Source organism: Robbsia andropogonis, from assembly GCF_000970345.1.
Taxonomy (GTDB): Bacteria; Pseudomonadota; Gammaproteobacteria; order Burkholderiales; family Burkholderiaceae; genus Robbsia; species Robbsia andropogonis.
In genome coordinates this window covers 102,167-116,894 of the sequence record NZ_LAQU01000006.1, presented here as the reverse complement: position 1 = coordinate 116,894, position 14,728 = coordinate 102,167, and the positions used below count along the sequence as shown (strand labels likewise).

The following is a 14,728-nucleotide window of genomic DNA, read 5'->3' as shown; positions in this document are numbered from 1 at the left end:
TCGGTATGGAACTCGACCCCGACATCTGCTACACCAGCTTGCTTGCCAAGGATCGCCGTTTTGACGGCTGGTTCTTCGTCGGCGTGTCATCGACGGGGATTTATTGCCGTCCGGTGTGCGCGGTGCGTGCGCCGCAACGGCGGAACTGCCACTTCTTTGGCTCCGCCGCGGCGGCGGAAGATGCTGGCTACCGTCCCTGTCTGCGTTGCCGTCCAGAGCTGGCCCCGGCGCGCGGAGCATTGATCCGCGCGACAGCGGACCCGGTCCTTGGCGTCGCCTCCGCACCGTCACATTTGGCCGATGCGGCCGCGGCGTTGATTGTCGAGGGCTTCCTGAATCATCGCGATGTCGAGGCACTGGCGGCCCGGATGGGCGTGACGCAACGGCATCTGCGCCGGCTGTTTCAGGCGGCGTATGGCGTGTCGATCGTCGCGTTCGCACAAACGCAGCGCTTGCTGATGGCAAAGCGCTTGCTGACCGATACTGCGCTGCCGGTCACCGCGATCGCGCATGCATCCGGTTTTGGCAGCGTGCGGCGATTCAATGACCTGTTTCAACAACGGTATGGCTTGAGTCCGGGACGCTTGCGCAAGCAGGCGCCGTATGAGCGCTCGCCAACCGTTGCTCGTACCACGGCCATACAGGCAGCGCCGCCTTTAGTGTTGCCCCTTGCGTATCGGCCGCCCTATGCATGGACCCATCTGCTGGGATTCCTGCGCCGCCGTGCTATTCCCGGGGTGGAATATGCGGATGGCGAACGCTACGCGCGCACGCTATCCTGGCCCGCGCCGGGGCGGGCCGATTCCGCCGTTGGCGAGAGGAATGCGGGTGGCGATGCGCAGGCAGGCTCGAAACGCGCGGCGATGATCGATGGCTGGTTCAGTGTGACGCACGCACCGCATGCCAACGCGATCATCGTTCTCCTGTCGCCGTCGCTGACGCCGGTGTTGACGCAGGTATTGCCGTGCATTCGCAGAGTGTTCGATCTGGATGCGCAGCCGGATCGCATCGATGCGCATCTCGGAGAGTTGGCGCACGCTTTGCCCGGTATACGGGTGCCCGGCGCGGTGGACGGATTTGAAATGGGGGTGCGCGCCATCCTGGGACAACTTGTCAGTGTCGCCCAGTGCGTGGCGAAGCTGGGGCGGTTCGTCGATGTGTTTGGCCATGCATTGCCCGATGACCCGCATCGACCGGCGGCGCTGACCCGGCGCTTTCCCACCGCGGCCACCGTGCATCATGCGTTGCACGGGTTGTCCTCCGATGCGCAAGCGGATCGGCTCTGTCCCATCGGGATGACTCGCATGCGGGCCCGCGCGATCGTGGCGTTTGCGCGGGCGCTGACCGATAAAGCGATCTCGGTGACCCCGTTGTCCCTGAGCGGTGCCCCGTTGCCCGATACGCTGGCCGCGTTGCAGGCATTGCCGGGTATCGGCGCATGGACGGCCCAATACATCGCGATGCGGGCGCTTGGCTGGCCTAACGCCTGGCCGGAAGGCGATGGCATTTTGTTGAAACAAACCGGCTGTTCATCCGCGGCGGCCTTGCGTGAACACGTCACGCGATGGGCGCCCTGGCGTGCTTACGCGGCCATGCACCTGTGGCGTCTGGCGGGTGATGGCGATACGCCGTCCACGGGGCCGTCCGGCGCCATGAAAACGCATCGACCGACGCGGACAAGCCGGTCAAGGGAAGCGCAATCGTTGACGCCGTTCGGCGCGGCGCAGGCGCTGCCCATCGATGGAGAAGAAGATGCAACGATATGATTCGACCGAAAGCGCCGTCGCGCCGTCATGCACCGCGCAACCATCGGTCAAGCGCCGTGCCGCGCATGCGCCGGACAGTCGCCCGGGATTTCTCCTTCCCAGCCCCTTGGGTGACGTCGTGCTGCGCGGAGACGACCGTCATCTGAGTGGACTGTGGTTCGCCGGGCAGAAGCATTTCCCGGCGCACCTCGCGGTCGTGTCTTCCGCGCACACGTCAGCGCCGCGATTGCCGGACGCCGTACGGCAAGGATATGAGGAATTGATGGCGTATTTCAGCGGGGCCCTGCAGGCTTTTACGGTGCCGTTGGCGTTGTCGGGAACGCCGTTCCAGCAACACATATGGGCTATGCTGCTCGATATCCCGTTTGGTCGGCAGGTCAGCTATGGCAGTCTGGCGAACGCCGCCGGCCTGCCGCCGGGTGGTTCGCGGGCCATCGGTAATGCCGTGGGGCGCAATCCGGTCTCGGTGATCGTGCCCTGTCATCGTGTCATCGGGAGTGGCGGCACGCTGACCGGTTATGCGGGCGGGCTGGACCGCAAGCAGCATTTGCTGGCGCTGGAAGGGGGCATTGCCGGTAATCGTGGCCTGTTCGACGCCGTGCCGATCGTCTCCGGCCTCACATGCGCTTGAAATTAACTCAATAGGCAAGGTCTTCGGGCTGGGCTACGCTTGCATCTTTACCCTTACCGACAGAAGGAACGAGATGAAGCTGATTGGCATGCTGGATTCGCCGTTTGTACGCCGCGTGGCCCTATCAATGCGTGAGTGGGGGATGCCGTTCGAGCACGACGCGTTGTCGGTGTTCCGTCATTACGATGATTTCAAAAGGATCAACCCGATCGTCAAGGCACCCACGCTGGTCCTCGATGACGGGCAATGGCTCATCGACTCCACGCTGATCCTCGATCATCTTGAGGGGCTGGCGGCAAGTCGTGGTTTGCGCAGTCTGATGCCGGCCGATTTCGCCGCGCGCACGCAGGCACTGCGCGTTATCGGTTTGAGTCTCGCCGCCTGTGAAAAGACGATGCAGATCGTTTATGAACGCCATCTGCGGCCGGAAGAGAAGCAGCATACGCCATGGCTCACGCGAGTAAGCGAGCAGCTACAGGCCGCTTACCAGACGCTCGAGGCGCAGGTCATGGCGCATCCCCTGGTCGGCACGGATACGATAACGCAGGATGGCATCACCGCGGCAGTCACGCTGGGCTTCACGCGCCATATGCTCGGGGATACCGTGCCAGGCTTCCGTCTGGATGACTACCCGGTGTTACTGGCCTACTCGCACAAGGTCGAGCAACGTCCGGCTTTTTTGCAGACGCCTGTCGCATGAGCATTCGTGTGTCGGCGAAGCGTGTCGCCCACCGCAGCGTGTGGCGCTGACGCCGGGGTGGTCATTGCCGCGACGATGTCCGCCGCTTGCCGGCCGGATGTATCGCTGCCGACGTTGCCCCGGGATCAGTCGGCGGCCAGGGCCGTCACCGAGATTTCCACCAGAATATCTGGCAGCGCGAGCGTCGACTCCACGCACGCACGCGTTGGTGCGTTGCCAGGCGACACCCACGCGTCCCATATTTCGTTCATGCCGGCAAAGTCGCGCGTGATATCGCGCACCCAGACTTGCGAACTGAGCAGGCGCGTCTTGTCGATGCCGGCCTGCGCCAGAAAACCATCGATCTTTGCCAATACCTGCGCAGTCTGGCCCTTGATGTCCTGCGATCGGTCATTGGCGGTCTGGCCGCCCACGAAGACCAGGCCCGCGGCCTTGACGACGCGGCTGCTGCGCTGCGTCTGTTCGATGCGAACGATATCGCTCATGTTTTGTTCCGAAAGAAAGTGATCGACCAACCCGATGCCGGTGGCCCGAACCCGGTGGGCGCATCGACATCAGGTCGCGAGGGCGAATTGTAAAGCACCGGCCGACGTCTTCCATGAAAGAGTAGGTGTTGCACGACGGCGAAGTCCGTCCCGTGCGCCGTGACACACGTCACGGCTTGGACACATTGCGACTTGATAATCGGGGCGTCCATACCAGCGATCATAAAAAAGGATTCGATCCCGTCATGACGATTCGACACCGTATCACGCTGCTGGTCACGTTGATGTTTATCGCGCTGTCGGCCATCGGGGGCTATGCGGCCTATCGTTCACATCGCAGCGCGGCCGCCGTGCGCGAGGTTACCCAAGGCGTTGTGCCCAGCGCACTCGCGTCGGCTGATCTCGTGGCACAGTTGAAGGACGTGCAACTGGCGACGATGACATTGGTCTACGCGACCGATGCCGAACTGATCCAGCAGGCGCAGGCACAACTGAAGACGGCGCAGGCGGCGGTACAGACCCAACTGCTGCTGCAGCGGCGCGACGCCCATACGCAGGCGCAGAAGGGACTGATTGCCCAGGCCGATGAAAGCCTCGCGAACTACTATGCCGCGATCAGCGACACGGTAAAGATGAAGGCGGCGGGCAAGGATGCCTTGGCACAGGCCTATCTGTTTGCAAACGTCGCGCAGTACCGCGACGAGCTGGAAGGCATCGTCAACACGCTGCGCGTCGAGAAGAACCGCGACAAGGATCAGGCCATCGATACGTTGAACGGCAGCCTGGCGACCACTGTCACAGCGATTTCGGCGGTAACCTTGTTCGCCGTATTGCTGTTGACGACCATTGGCATCGTGCTGTACCGACAGATTGCAGGCCCGTTGGGCAAGATGCAGCAGATGATGAGTGAGATCGCGGGTAGCCAGGATTTCACACGCCGTCTGCCGGTTGAGCGCATGGATGAGGTCGGGCATTCGATCGTCGCGTTCAATGGCATGATCGAGCGTATTCAGCAGGGTGCCGCCCAACTGAAGCAAAAGAACGCGGATATCCAGGCGATGCTGCAGAACATGCAGCAAGGCATCTTGACCGTTATTCCTCATGCCTCGATAACCGGCGAAGCACACGGCCGTCCGGTTGTGCATCCGGAATATTCGGCACACCTCGAATCGATTTTCGAGACGGAGGATATTGCCGGCCGTGATGTGATGGAACTGGTGTTCGCCAACACGGCATTGGGTGCCGATGCCTTGTCGCAAGTAGAAGCGGCGATGGGCGCCTGCCTCGGCGAGGATATGCTGAACTTCGCGTTCAACCAGGACTTGCTGGTCAGGGAAATGGAAAAGCGCATGCCGGACGGCCGGGTGAAGATCCTCGATCTGAGCTGGTCCGCGATCACCGACGAAGACGATGTCATCTTGCGCCTGATGCTCTGCATCCGCGACGTGACCGAATTGCGTCAATTGGCCGCCGAGGCTTCCGAACAGAAACATCGGCTGGAAATCATCGGGGAAATCCTGGCGGTCAGCCAGGAAAAGTTCGACCATTTCCTGGAGAGCGCGAATACGTTCGTCAATGAAAACGAACGCATTATCCGCGAGACATCCCACGCCGACAGCACGGCGATTGCCGAGTTGTTTCGCAACATGCACACGGTCAAGGGGAATGCGCGGACATACAATCTGCAGCATCTGACAAACGTCGTGCACGAGACGGAGCAGACATACGAGGCGCTGCGCCGTACCGAGACGGCCACGTTGTCCCAATGGGACCAAGACGCATTGATGTCGGAGCTGGGCCGGGTGCGTGCGGCGTTGGAGCGGTATGAGTTGATCAGTTCGACCAGTTTGGGCCGCAAGTCTGGCGCGAGCGACACGACGAGTATCCGCGGTGAGGATGCAGAGTGGATCGCACAGAGTCTGCAACTACTGGAACAGACCGATGTGGCGGATATGGACGCGGCCATCGCGATGCGCGACGCCGTGCGCCATCGCTTGCGCCTGCTCTCGACGTGCTCGTTCAACGATGCACTGTCTGGCGTGTTTGCCTCGCTGCCTTCGTTGGCGCGCGAATTGGGCAAGGCGCCGCCTGCCGTGCTGGTGGATGATAACGGCTATCGCTTGCATGGCGACGGCTTGGATGTGTTGCGCAATGTGTTCGTGCACCTGCTGCGTAACAGCATCGATCACGGTATCGAAACGTCAGAAACGCGTGCGATGCTGGGCAAGCCGGTGCACGGGGTGATCGAGCTGGAAGTGAGCACGGATGGCGAGACGGTGCAATTGCGATTGAGCGATGACGGCCGGGGCCTGGCACTCGGACATATTCGCGACAAGGCGGTCGAGAAAGGCTGGCTTGATGCCGACGAGGTAATTGACGACGAGGACCTCGCCGCGGTGATTTTCCGCCCGGGTTTCTCCACAGCCCCTGTTCTCACCGACGTGTCTGGCCGGGGTGTGGGCATGGACGCGGTACGTGATTTCGTTGCGCGGCATGGCGGCACGATCGCGCTGCGTTTCACCGATGTCGATCCGGGTGCGCCGTTTCGGGCATTCGAGACGCTCATTCACTTGCCGCGTCGTTTCGTGGTCGACGGTCTGCCGAAACCGACCGTAGCGGGCAAGCAAGCAATACCGGCTTCGGCCGGTGCTGACAGTGCCTTGTCGCCGCCGAAGTCGCGTGCCGCGGATAACGAGGAAGCGTTAGCGTAATCCCATCGGAGAAGGTGGGTGCCGGGCAGATGTGGCATCGGACCCGTGGACCAAGCAATGTTGACCGTGTGCATTGACCAACGATGCGCACAATAGAGCAGGGTAGGTAAGTGATGGGCTATATCTTGATTGCGGCGTTTATCGGTGTCGGCATTACCACGGTAGCGGCATGGTGCTTCCATGCGATTTTGCGCGCGCGTATCTTGCGTGATGTCGCCACGACGCGCGAGCAGCTTGACGCCGCGCAGCAGGCACGGCAGGAAGCCGATGCGGCGCAACTGGCACGCAGCGAGGCAATGAATCGGGAGCTGGCCTTGCGCAACGAGGCGTTGTGCAAGGCCGCTGCCGACAATGAACAATCGGTCGAGACATTGCGTGATGCGCTAGCGCGTGCCACCGACGAGCGGGAAGCGTGGGCCTTGCAGGCGGCGCGGCTCAAGGGTGAGGCCGAGCGGCTGGCGGGATTGAAGACGACGTTCGAGCGCTGGCATGAACAGATGACGTCGCTGATGACGCAGAACCAGGACATGCATGCGAAGAATGCGTCGCTGTCGTCGATCGTGCGGCACGTGGTCATCGTGTCATTGAACGCGTCGATCGAAGCGGCGCGTGCGGGTGAGGCAGGGCGAGGTTTTGCGGTCGTGGCGGGCGAGGTGCGGTCGTTGGCGGCGCGTTCGGAAGCCTTGTCCAAGGACTATAGCCACAGTCTGCACCGTAACGATCTGACGACGACGGCTACCTTCCAGGACATTCAGGCCGGCGGCAAGATGATCGCCGCATCGTTGGGTGCGCTCGGCGCCATGGCGCAGACGTTTCAGGCGACGCTATTGCAGGACGCATCGTGATCAGCGAGCGTGCAGCGGAAAGTTTTCGGCGGATTTTCGAGAAAGCGGCCATCACGCGCCTGGTCGTCCACGATGGAGACCGTTGTGATGTGATTTCCCACGGAAGCGCGCCGCACGCCCACGGCGCGCAACGCGCTGTGATCCTGACCATCTCGTCGATGGTCTTTCGCCTGATGCTGGTGTTGCACGTGGAGGACAACGAAGGAAGCCGCGCGTATTACCTGCGCGATGGCAGTATGGTGTCGTTCGACGATACCTTCCTGGAAGTCGCCAACTTGTGCGCGGGCGCGATCAACCAGGAGTTGCTGCGCGACTTTCCGGACCTTGGCATGTCGACCCCGTATGTGTTGGGGCCCCAGTGCGAGTTGCATTTCGACAGCATGCGGCCGGACTACCTGTGCCGCTTTACCGTCAAGGTGGGCGGAGATGTGGAAGGCATGGTAGCGCCGGTGCCGATAGCCGCCACGCTCTGCGTATGCACCGACGCCGTGCTGGACTTCGTCACTGAAATAGAAATGGCGGAAGAAAGTGGTGGTGAACTCGAATTGTTTTAACGCGTGACGGGTCGGGTGACTTGCGCGCTTCTTTCTGAGATAGGGACAATCATGTCGAAGATTCTGGTGGTGGACGATTCCGGCACCGTGCGGGACGAAGTGGCGGGCTTCCTGCGGAAAAACGGACTGGAAGTGGCAACCGCGGTGGACGGCAGGGATGGTCTGGCCAAGCTGAAAGCAACGCCTGGCGTGAAGCTGGTGATCAGTGATGTCAACATGCCGAACATGGATGGTTTGACGATGGTCGAGAATATCCGCGGGGCACTTGGCAACAAGACCGTCAATGTGATCATGCTGACGACGGAGAGCAGTCCGGCCATGAAAGAGCGGGGCAAGGCCGCTGGTGTGAAGGGATGGATCGTGAAGCCGTTCCGGGGCGACGCGGTGCTTGAGACGTTCAAGAAGCTGGCGTCCTGAAGTGGTCCCGTGCCCGGTGATTCGCGGGCGATCAGGCGACGTTTGATACCGCGTTGGCCGTATGGACAAAACCCCGGCATGTCTTGATGACATGCCGGGGTTTTGTTGATTACGCTGCCCGGTTCCGCAATCGGTAACGATCAGGCCTGTGCCGTTTCCACGGTGGCGATTTCCGATTCATCGACATCCGAGTGGCGGATCAGGTAGTCGAATGCCGACAAGGCGGCCTTCGCACCTTCACCCACCGCAATCACGATTTGCTTGTACGGCACGGTCGTTACATCGCCAGCAGCGAACACGCCCGGTACCGATGTCTGTCCCTTTGCATCCACCTGGATCTCACCGTGCTTGGACAGCGCCACGTTTTCCTTTATCCACTCGGTGTTCGGCACCAAGCCAATCTGCACGAACACGCCTTCCAGCGCGATGTGCTTGATCTCGTCCGTTGCGCGATCCTTGAACGCGAGCCCATTGACCTTGGTGCCATCGCCTGTGACTTCGGTCGTCTGTGCCTCGGTGATGATCGTGACATTCGGCAGACTGCGCAGCTTCTTTTGCAGCACGGCGTCGGCACGTAATTCCATACCGAACTCGAGCAACGTGACTTCGGAAACGATGCCGGCCAGATCGATGGCCGCTTCCACGCCCGAGTTGCCACCGCCTACCACCGCCACACGCTTGCCCTTGAACAGCGGCCCGTCGCAGTGTGGGCAGTACGCCACGCCGCGGTTACGATACTCGCGTTCACCGGGCACGTTCAACTCGCGCCACCGGGCGCCAGTTGCGAGAATGACCGTCTTGCTGCGCAATACCGCGCCGCTTTCGAGCGTGATATTAACCTTCTTGCCATCGGTGTCCAGATGCGCCGCGCGCTGCATGTCCATGATGTCCACGTCGTACGCCTTGACGTGTTGTTCGAGCGCGGCGGCGAACTTCGGCCCTTCCGTCTCGGTCACAGAGATGAAGTTTTCGATCGCCATCGTGTCGAGCACCTGGCCGCCGAAACGCTCGGAGACGATCCCCGTCTTGATGCCCTTGCGCGCTGCATAGACGGCCGCCGCCGCGGCAGCCGGGCCGCCGCCAACGATCAGCACGTCGAACGTGCCTTTTTTCGCTAATTCCGCGGCCTTGCGTTCGGTGGCGCCGGTATCGAGCTTCGCCAGGATTTCCTCGATGCTCGTACGGCCCTGGCCGAAGACCTGACCGTTCAGATAGATGGTGGGAACCGCCATGATCTGCTTTTGTTCGACTTCGTCCTGGAACAGCGCGCCGTCGATGGTCGTATTGCGGATACGTGGGTTGATCAGTGACATCACATTCAGCGCCTGCACTACGTCCGGGCAGTTCTGGCATGACAGCGAGATATAGCTGTCGAATGTGTAATCACCGTCCAGGTTGCGGATCTGCTCGATCACATCGGATTCGAGCTTCAGCGGGTGTCCGCCAACTTGCAACAGCGCCAGGACCAGCGAGGTGAATTCGTGGCCCATCGGGATGGCCGCAAAACGGATGCCGGTTGGCTCGCCCGGGCGGTTGATCGAAAACGAAGGCTTGCGCTCCGCGTCGTCTGCCTGCTCGATCACGGTGATGTGCGTGGACAACTCCGCGACTTCGCGCAGCAGACCTTGCAACTCGAACGACTTCTCGCTGTCGTCGAGCGATGCGACGATCTCGATCGGCTGTGTGACGCGTTCGAGATAGCCTTTCAGTTGCGTTTTGAGATTAGCGTCGAGCATGACGGTTTCCGTGAAAAAGAGTAAGCGAGGCACACGACGCGACCAAAAGGGGCGTCTCGGCACGAGGTCAGGGGGCTGACCGGTGCACCGCGCCTTTCGACCATTCCGATGTATCACGTGGAACGGCGGAGACACGGTGACCGGCAGGCCGGTTCCACTACCCCGGCCGATGCCGTCTCACGCTATGAGGCTGCGTGAAACCGGCGTTACAGTCATGTGCGATCCTGCCATGACTGCCTGATGCGAACCGCCGATACGGCACGTGAGCGCCGGAATACTGGCGGTGTCAGATCTTGCCAACCAGATCCAGCGAGGGCGACAACGTAGCGGCGCCTTCCTTCCACTTCGCCGGGCAAACTTCGCCCGGGTGTGCTGCAATGTATTGTGCCGCTTTCGCCTTACGCAGCGTTTCCAGCGCTTCACGGCCGATGCCGTTATCGTTGATTTCGGCGAACTTGATCTTCCCCTCTGGATCGATCAGGAACGTGCCACGATAAGCCAGGCCTTCTTCTTCGATCAGCACGTCGAAGTTGCGCGCCAGAACGTGCGTCGGATCGCCCAGCAGCGGGTACTTCACCTTGCCAATGGCCGGCGACGTTTCAGCCCAAGCCTTGTGCGAGAAATGCGTGTCCGTAGAGACGCCGTACACTTCGATACCCAGCTTCTGGAATTCAGCGTAGTGATCCGCAAGGTCTTCCAGCTCGGTCGGGCAAACGAACGTGAAATCGGCCGGGTAGAACACGAACAGCGACCACTTACCCTTCAGGGTTGCTTCAGTGACTTCGAAGAACTTGCCGTTTTGGTAGGCTTGCGACTTGAATGGCTTGACTTGCGAATTGATGATCGGCATGTCTTTTCCTTTGTGGTTGAGGTTGCTCGTGAGTCGATGGAACAGAGTATGTGCCATCGCATGCTATTTTAAAAGTTAATTAAATAAAAGGGAATGATTGTTTTTAACTATCGATGTTAGAAAATTTGCAATCGTGTTTCAATCGTTCCCGGCACCGTTGTGGTACCGGACAAAGCCGTGATACAAGGTGACAAGGCATGACATATCAGCAAGCAGGTAATACACCCGACACCCAGGCACAACCGGGCGTCACGTGCGATGACATCGCGGACCGCGGCACGCGGGTTCACGATGCGGCCGCCGAGGCGGCACAGGGTGCCGCCGCCACCGGTCGATCGCAGCATACCGCGCTTTTATGTCTATATGGCGTCTTGACGCTGTTGGCGGTATGGGTTGTCCATTCCTATGTCCCCGCCGTGCTGTGGGCCGGCGTGCTGGCGATTGCGCTGTGGCCGGCGTTGGAAAAGGTCGAACGATGGCGTGGTCTGAATGGGCGGCCACGACTGGTTGCGGCGCTAGTCGTTTCGTGCGTGGCAGTCGTGTTCGTACTACCGTTGATACTTGCGTTATCAAATATAGGTGGCGATACGCACGCTCTCATGGACCAGGTGCGCACCGTCCAGGAAAATGGCTTGCCGGCACCGGCCTGGCTGGGCCGCCTACCATTCGCCAGTGTGCAGGCAACAACCTGGTGGAACAACAATTTGGCCGATCCGCACCCCGGCAAGGCACTGCTGTCTCATGTTCCACATGGATCGTTGATGACAGTGGGCGGCGTGTTCGGCAAACGGCTGCTGCATGCGCTGATTACGTTTGCTTTCATGTTGCTGGTATTGTTTTTCATCTTCGCGGCCGGCACCCCATTGCGTGAACAAGCATTGCGAGGCATTGGACGCTTCTTCGGGCAGGAAGGGAGGGCCCTGGCCACGCAGATGGCGGTGTCGGTACGTGGGACGGTCAGCGGTCTGGTGCTAGTGGGGCTGGGAGAAGGCGCGTTGATGTGTATCAGCTACTTCATCGCCAAAGTGCCACATGCGGTTCTGCTGGGGGCGCTTACCGCCGTGACGGCGATGCTGCCGTTCTGCGCGCCGGTATTGATCGCCGGGGTCGGGGCCTATCTATTGGTGCAGGGTGCGACGGGGGCCGCAATCGCGGTGCTGGTCTGGGGAGGCATCATCGTGTTTGCAGCCGAGCACTTTGTCCGCCCGGCGCTGATCGGCGGGGCTGCACGACTACCGTTCCTGCTGGTGCTACTGGGTATTCTTGGCGGCGCCGAGACGCTCGGGTTGTTGGGCATCTTCATCGGACCTGCCTTGATGACCATCTTGATGGTTTTGTGGCGTGATTATGTTCAGGGATAGCGCTTCGCAATAGCTTACGGCCCCCGCTGGCGATTTCAAAAATCGCCAGCGGGGGCCGTTGTCAAACTTGCCTGGAAGACTAGCCGCCGCGCGGTCCCGGCCCTGGCCCGCCAGGACCATGGTCAGGGCCGCCCGGGCCAGGGCCCCCCGGAGGCGGGCCCCACCAGCAACCGCCGAGCGATGCCGCGGTAATGGCAATCATTGCCGCCATAATGAGCTTGCGCATTGTGCTTTCTCCTATTTTTATCGCAACGTCAAATGTGTCTTCGGATCACGGGACCCGAGGGGGCGTGTCGCAGTCATGCGGCGCGACTTCCTTGCACTCAAGGTAACAGGGTCTCCTTGCATTGATTGCTAGTGAATGTAACAATTGTTAGTGGAGCAATGTGTCTATTTCCCTTGCTGCCTCTGTCAGCCATGGCGCGGCGTGTCTCACGATACAATCAGATAAAGAAACCGTTGTCGCGTAATGGATCGTAACGTTGCCGATACATCTCTAGGCCGTTTCTCGTTCGACAATGCAGTCATGGCGAAGGGCGTTGGACACAGCCAGATCTGAAAGGCTGGTACATCCCGAAGCGCAGTTTGCGTGGCCTGTCTCAAACAGGTTGCGTATTAGGAGGAAATGATGAAAAAGATCGCAGTGGCCGCGTTGTTGGTGGGTGGCATTGCAATGGCGGGTCAGGCCAATGCACAGGGCTGGGGCCATCATGGCCCAGGTGGCGGCGCCATCGCAGGTGCGGCCGTATTAGGTGCCGTGACGGGCTTGGTCATTGGCTCGGCCGTAAGCGCGCCGCGCCCGGCGGTGGTTTACGAGCAGCCGGTGTATGCGCAGCCGGTATATGCCGCGCCCCCAGGATACTGCTATGACGCCTACGGCCGTGCCTATGCGTGCAGGCCGGCCCCGGTGTACGGGCCGCCTCCGCCGCCTCCGGGTTGGTAAGCAGTGGCCGGCGCGTGTACCGGATGTCATGGTGAACGCGCAAGCCTGGAAACGACAAGGCCGCACCCTGGATGATCCGGGTGCGGCCTTGTTGCTGATGCGGACCGATGTCCGCGTCGGGGGTGCCAGCCTATGTGTTGTTATCGTGCGGGATTAATGAAAATGCTGCTGGCCGGCCGCGGCGTCTTCCGGCATTTCCGCATGGACGATATCCCCATGTGGATCAGGGTAGAGCGGTACGCCGCAATCCTCGCAATACTCCGGATCGAAGCGTTCGTTCAAACGACGGATATCGGTGATGCCGCATTCACGCAGCAACGTCACGATCGTCTCGAGCGGCGCATTGATCGCTTCTTCGCCAACCTCGCTTTCCTCCTCGCCGTCCTCCAGGTCGCCGTTCTCCCGTCCGTAGAGGGGCCAGATCACGCCGTACAACACGTCGTTGGCGCCACGCAGGGTAAAACCAATGCGATATTCATCGATATATTGCTCGCCGAAACCACCGATGACCGCACGTAGTGCCTTGGCCTCGGTTTGAAGCGTGTCTTCGAGGTAGCGCACGGCAGTGCGGATCGTGTGCGGCCGAATCCGTTCATCCGCATCGCGACACGCGGAGTGGTACGCGTCCGGCAACAAACACTCGAATTCACAGCCGGCGAGGATCGACGCCAGCACCGGACTGGCTTGCGCACGCCACTGTTCGAGGCAATGCGCGCGTTCGATACGCTGGCCGCGCGGCGCACTGTCGTCGGTGTCCTGCCAGCGGAACAGCGCTTCGCCAGACGGGGCGGCAATCACGGCGAGCAGGAACCGTGGATCGGCAAGGATCGGGGCGCTTTCGGGCAAATCACCCCAGCTCAGTCGCGGCGCCACGCCTTCCACGGTCGCCTTGGCCAACTGATGCGACAGTTTGAATGCCTCGGCATGCGCTCTGGGCAGTTGATCGATGCTGTAGAGATAGGGGACCAGCGACACTTTGCTGCCGGACGCCGCCAGATGCCCCTCGAACTGGTTACGCAACGCGTCCAGCGGCTCGCCCTTCAACGGACCGGAGGGGATCAGGAAACGCGTCCAGACCAGAATGGGTGCCGCCACCAGCACAACGTCCCACGATTGGCCGTCGTGTTCGATAACGACGGATTCACTTTGCGTTTCCGCAAGATCGGCCAATGCGCCGTATGCCGGCGCGTAATGCGCCTGCAAATGGTCGAGTGCGGCATCGAGCGCGGCTTGATGACCCGCGCGCAGCATTCGTGCGAGCAGGGTGTCGATCTTCTGCTCCCAGAAACGGTCTTCGATCCGGCTGCCCGAGGCATACAGGGCGAGCGACAGGCCGATGAGTTTTTCCGCGTCGGCGGGGAGACGTTTGGCAACAGGGCGCGATCGCATGACGTAGAGCGTAGTTCCGATAAGCTAACCGTGTATTTTAAACCTAACGATGCGCACGAGGGCCAAGAATCACGGGCAATGTCGACAGTGCCTCGGCGAGCACGCCAATAGGGCCGTGGGAATCGCACGTAAACCAGACAATGTCGCGAGGGTAATACGCAGTGGATGGCGAACAGGATCGCGTCGTCAGATGCGATTGCCACATCCCGATCATCCAAAATGGCACGACCCGGACAAGCCGGGTCGGTGAAAAGGGAGCGTGATCAGTAGCGGCCATCAGGGGCAACGCCGGGAGTGCGGTGCATGCAGGCCCGGGCCTACCCCGATTGACGTGACGCTG

At 60.9% G+C, this 14,728-nt stretch carries 14 protein-coding genes; 9 read left to right on the top strand and 5 right to left on the bottom strand.

The annotated features are described in order from the left end of the window. Window positions 1–5: 5 nt before the first annotated feature. The 3 genes from WM40_RS07980 to WM40_RS07970 all read left to right on the top strand — a co-directional run bounded on the left by WM40_RS07980 (window position 6) and on the right by WM40_RS07970 (window position 3,097). Window positions 6–1,766 carry a DNA-3-methyladenine glycosylase 2 family protein gene (locus WM40_RS07980; RefSeq protein WP_024901402.1) on the top strand — a complete coding sequence of 587 codons (1,761 nt, stop codon included), beginning with the start codon at window positions 6–8 and terminating at the stop codon, window positions 1,764–1,766. Next, a complete protein-coding gene (locus WM40_RS07975) occupies window positions 1,753–2,397 on the top strand; it encodes a methylated-DNA--[protein]-cysteine S-methyltransferase (protein ID WP_081764706.1) in 645 nt (214 codons plus the stop codon). Before WM40_RS07980 ends, WM40_RS07975 begins: the two co-directional genes overlap by 14 nt. Before the next feature lie 73 nt (window positions 2,398–2,470). Further along, window positions 2,471–3,097: a glutathione S-transferase family protein gene (locus tag WM40_RS07970; RefSeq protein WP_024901400.1), complete on the top strand. Its 627-nt coding sequence runs from the start codon at window positions 2,471–2,473 to the stop codon at window positions 3,095–3,097. 125 nt (window positions 3,098–3,222) lie between these two features. Here WM40_RS07970 and WM40_RS07965 read toward each other — a convergent pair whose 3' ends face one another. Continuing rightward, window positions 3,223–3,582: a RidA family protein gene (locus WM40_RS07965; protein WP_024901399.1), complete on the bottom strand. Its 360-nt coding sequence runs from the start codon at window positions 3,580–3,582 to the stop codon at window positions 3,223–3,225. A gap of 245 nt (window positions 3,583–3,827) precedes the next feature. Here WM40_RS07965 and WM40_RS07960 point away from each other — a divergent pair, with 245 nt between their 5' ends. The 4 genes from WM40_RS07960 to WM40_RS07945 all read left to right on the top strand — a co-directional run bounded on the left by WM40_RS07960 (window position 3,828) and on the right by WM40_RS07945 (window position 8,109). Then, window positions 3,828–6,293: an MCP four helix bundle domain-containing protein gene (locus WM40_RS07960; RefSeq protein WP_024901398.1), complete on the top strand. Its 2,466-nt coding sequence runs from the start codon at window positions 3,828–3,830 to the stop codon at window positions 6,291–6,293. Between the two features lie 113 nt (window positions 6,294–6,406). After that, complete coding sequence (locus WM40_RS32055) at window positions 6,407–7,138, top strand: methyl-accepting chemotaxis protein (RefSeq protein ID WP_046152618.1); 732 nt, start codon at window positions 6,407–6,409, stop codon at window positions 7,136–7,138. After that, complete coding sequence (locus WM40_RS07950) at window positions 7,135–7,692, top strand: hypothetical protein (protein ID WP_024901396.1); 558 nt, start codon at window positions 7,135–7,137, stop codon at window positions 7,690–7,692. The genes WM40_RS32055 and WM40_RS07950 overlap by 4 nt, the downstream gene beginning before the upstream one ends. A gap of 51 nt (window positions 7,693–7,743) precedes the next feature. After that, complete coding sequence (locus WM40_RS07945; RefSeq protein WP_046152617.1) at window positions 7,744–8,109, top strand: response regulator; 366 nt, start codon at window positions 7,744–7,746, stop codon at window positions 8,107–8,109. Between the two features lie 140 nt (window positions 8,110–8,249). On the opposite strand, the gene ahpF is transcribed toward WM40_RS07945, so the two are convergent. Then, window positions 8,250–9,845: an alkyl hydroperoxide reductase subunit F gene (ahpF, locus tag WM40_RS07940; RefSeq protein ID WP_046152616.1), complete on the bottom strand. Its 1,596-nt coding sequence runs from the start codon at window positions 9,843–9,845 to the stop codon at window positions 8,250–8,252. Between the two features lie 286 nt (window positions 9,846–10,131). Then, a complete protein-coding gene (gene ahpC / locus WM40_RS07935) occupies window positions 10,132–10,695 on the bottom strand; it encodes an alkyl hydroperoxide reductase subunit C (protein WP_024901393.1) in 564 nt (187 codons plus the stop codon). Between the two features lie 197 nt (window positions 10,696–10,892). On the opposite strand from ahpC, the gene WM40_RS07930 reads away from it, so the two are divergent. Beyond that, window positions 10,893–12,056, top strand: coding sequence for an AI-2E family transporter (locus tag WM40_RS07930; RefSeq protein ID WP_082102509.1), 1,164 nt, complete (start codon window positions 10,893–10,895; stop codon window positions 12,054–12,056). Between the two features lie 79 nt (window positions 12,057–12,135). On the opposite strand, the gene WM40_RS30740 is transcribed toward WM40_RS07930, so the two are convergent. After that, on the bottom strand, window positions 12,136–12,282 hold the full coding sequence (locus tag WM40_RS30740) for a hypothetical protein (protein ID WP_164468521.1): 147 nt from the start codon (window positions 12,280–12,282) through the stop codon (window positions 12,136–12,138). A gap of 402 nt (window positions 12,283–12,684) precedes the next feature. Here WM40_RS30740 and WM40_RS07925 point away from each other — a divergent pair, with 402 nt between their 5' ends. Then, window positions 12,685–12,999 (top strand): hypothetical protein, encoded by a 315-nt coding sequence (locus WM40_RS07925; RefSeq protein ID WP_024901391.1) that lies wholly within the window; start codon window positions 12,685–12,687, stop codon window positions 12,997–12,999. A 153-nt stretch (window positions 13,000–13,152) separates the two neighbouring features. On the opposite strand, the gene WM40_RS07920 is transcribed toward WM40_RS07925, so the two are convergent. After that, window positions 13,153–14,388 carry a DUF2863 family protein gene (locus tag WM40_RS07920; protein ID WP_024901390.1) on the bottom strand — a complete coding sequence of 412 codons (1,236 nt, stop codon included), beginning with the start codon at window positions 14,386–14,388 and terminating at the stop codon, window positions 13,153–13,155. Window positions 14,389–14,728: the final 340 nt, after the last annotated feature.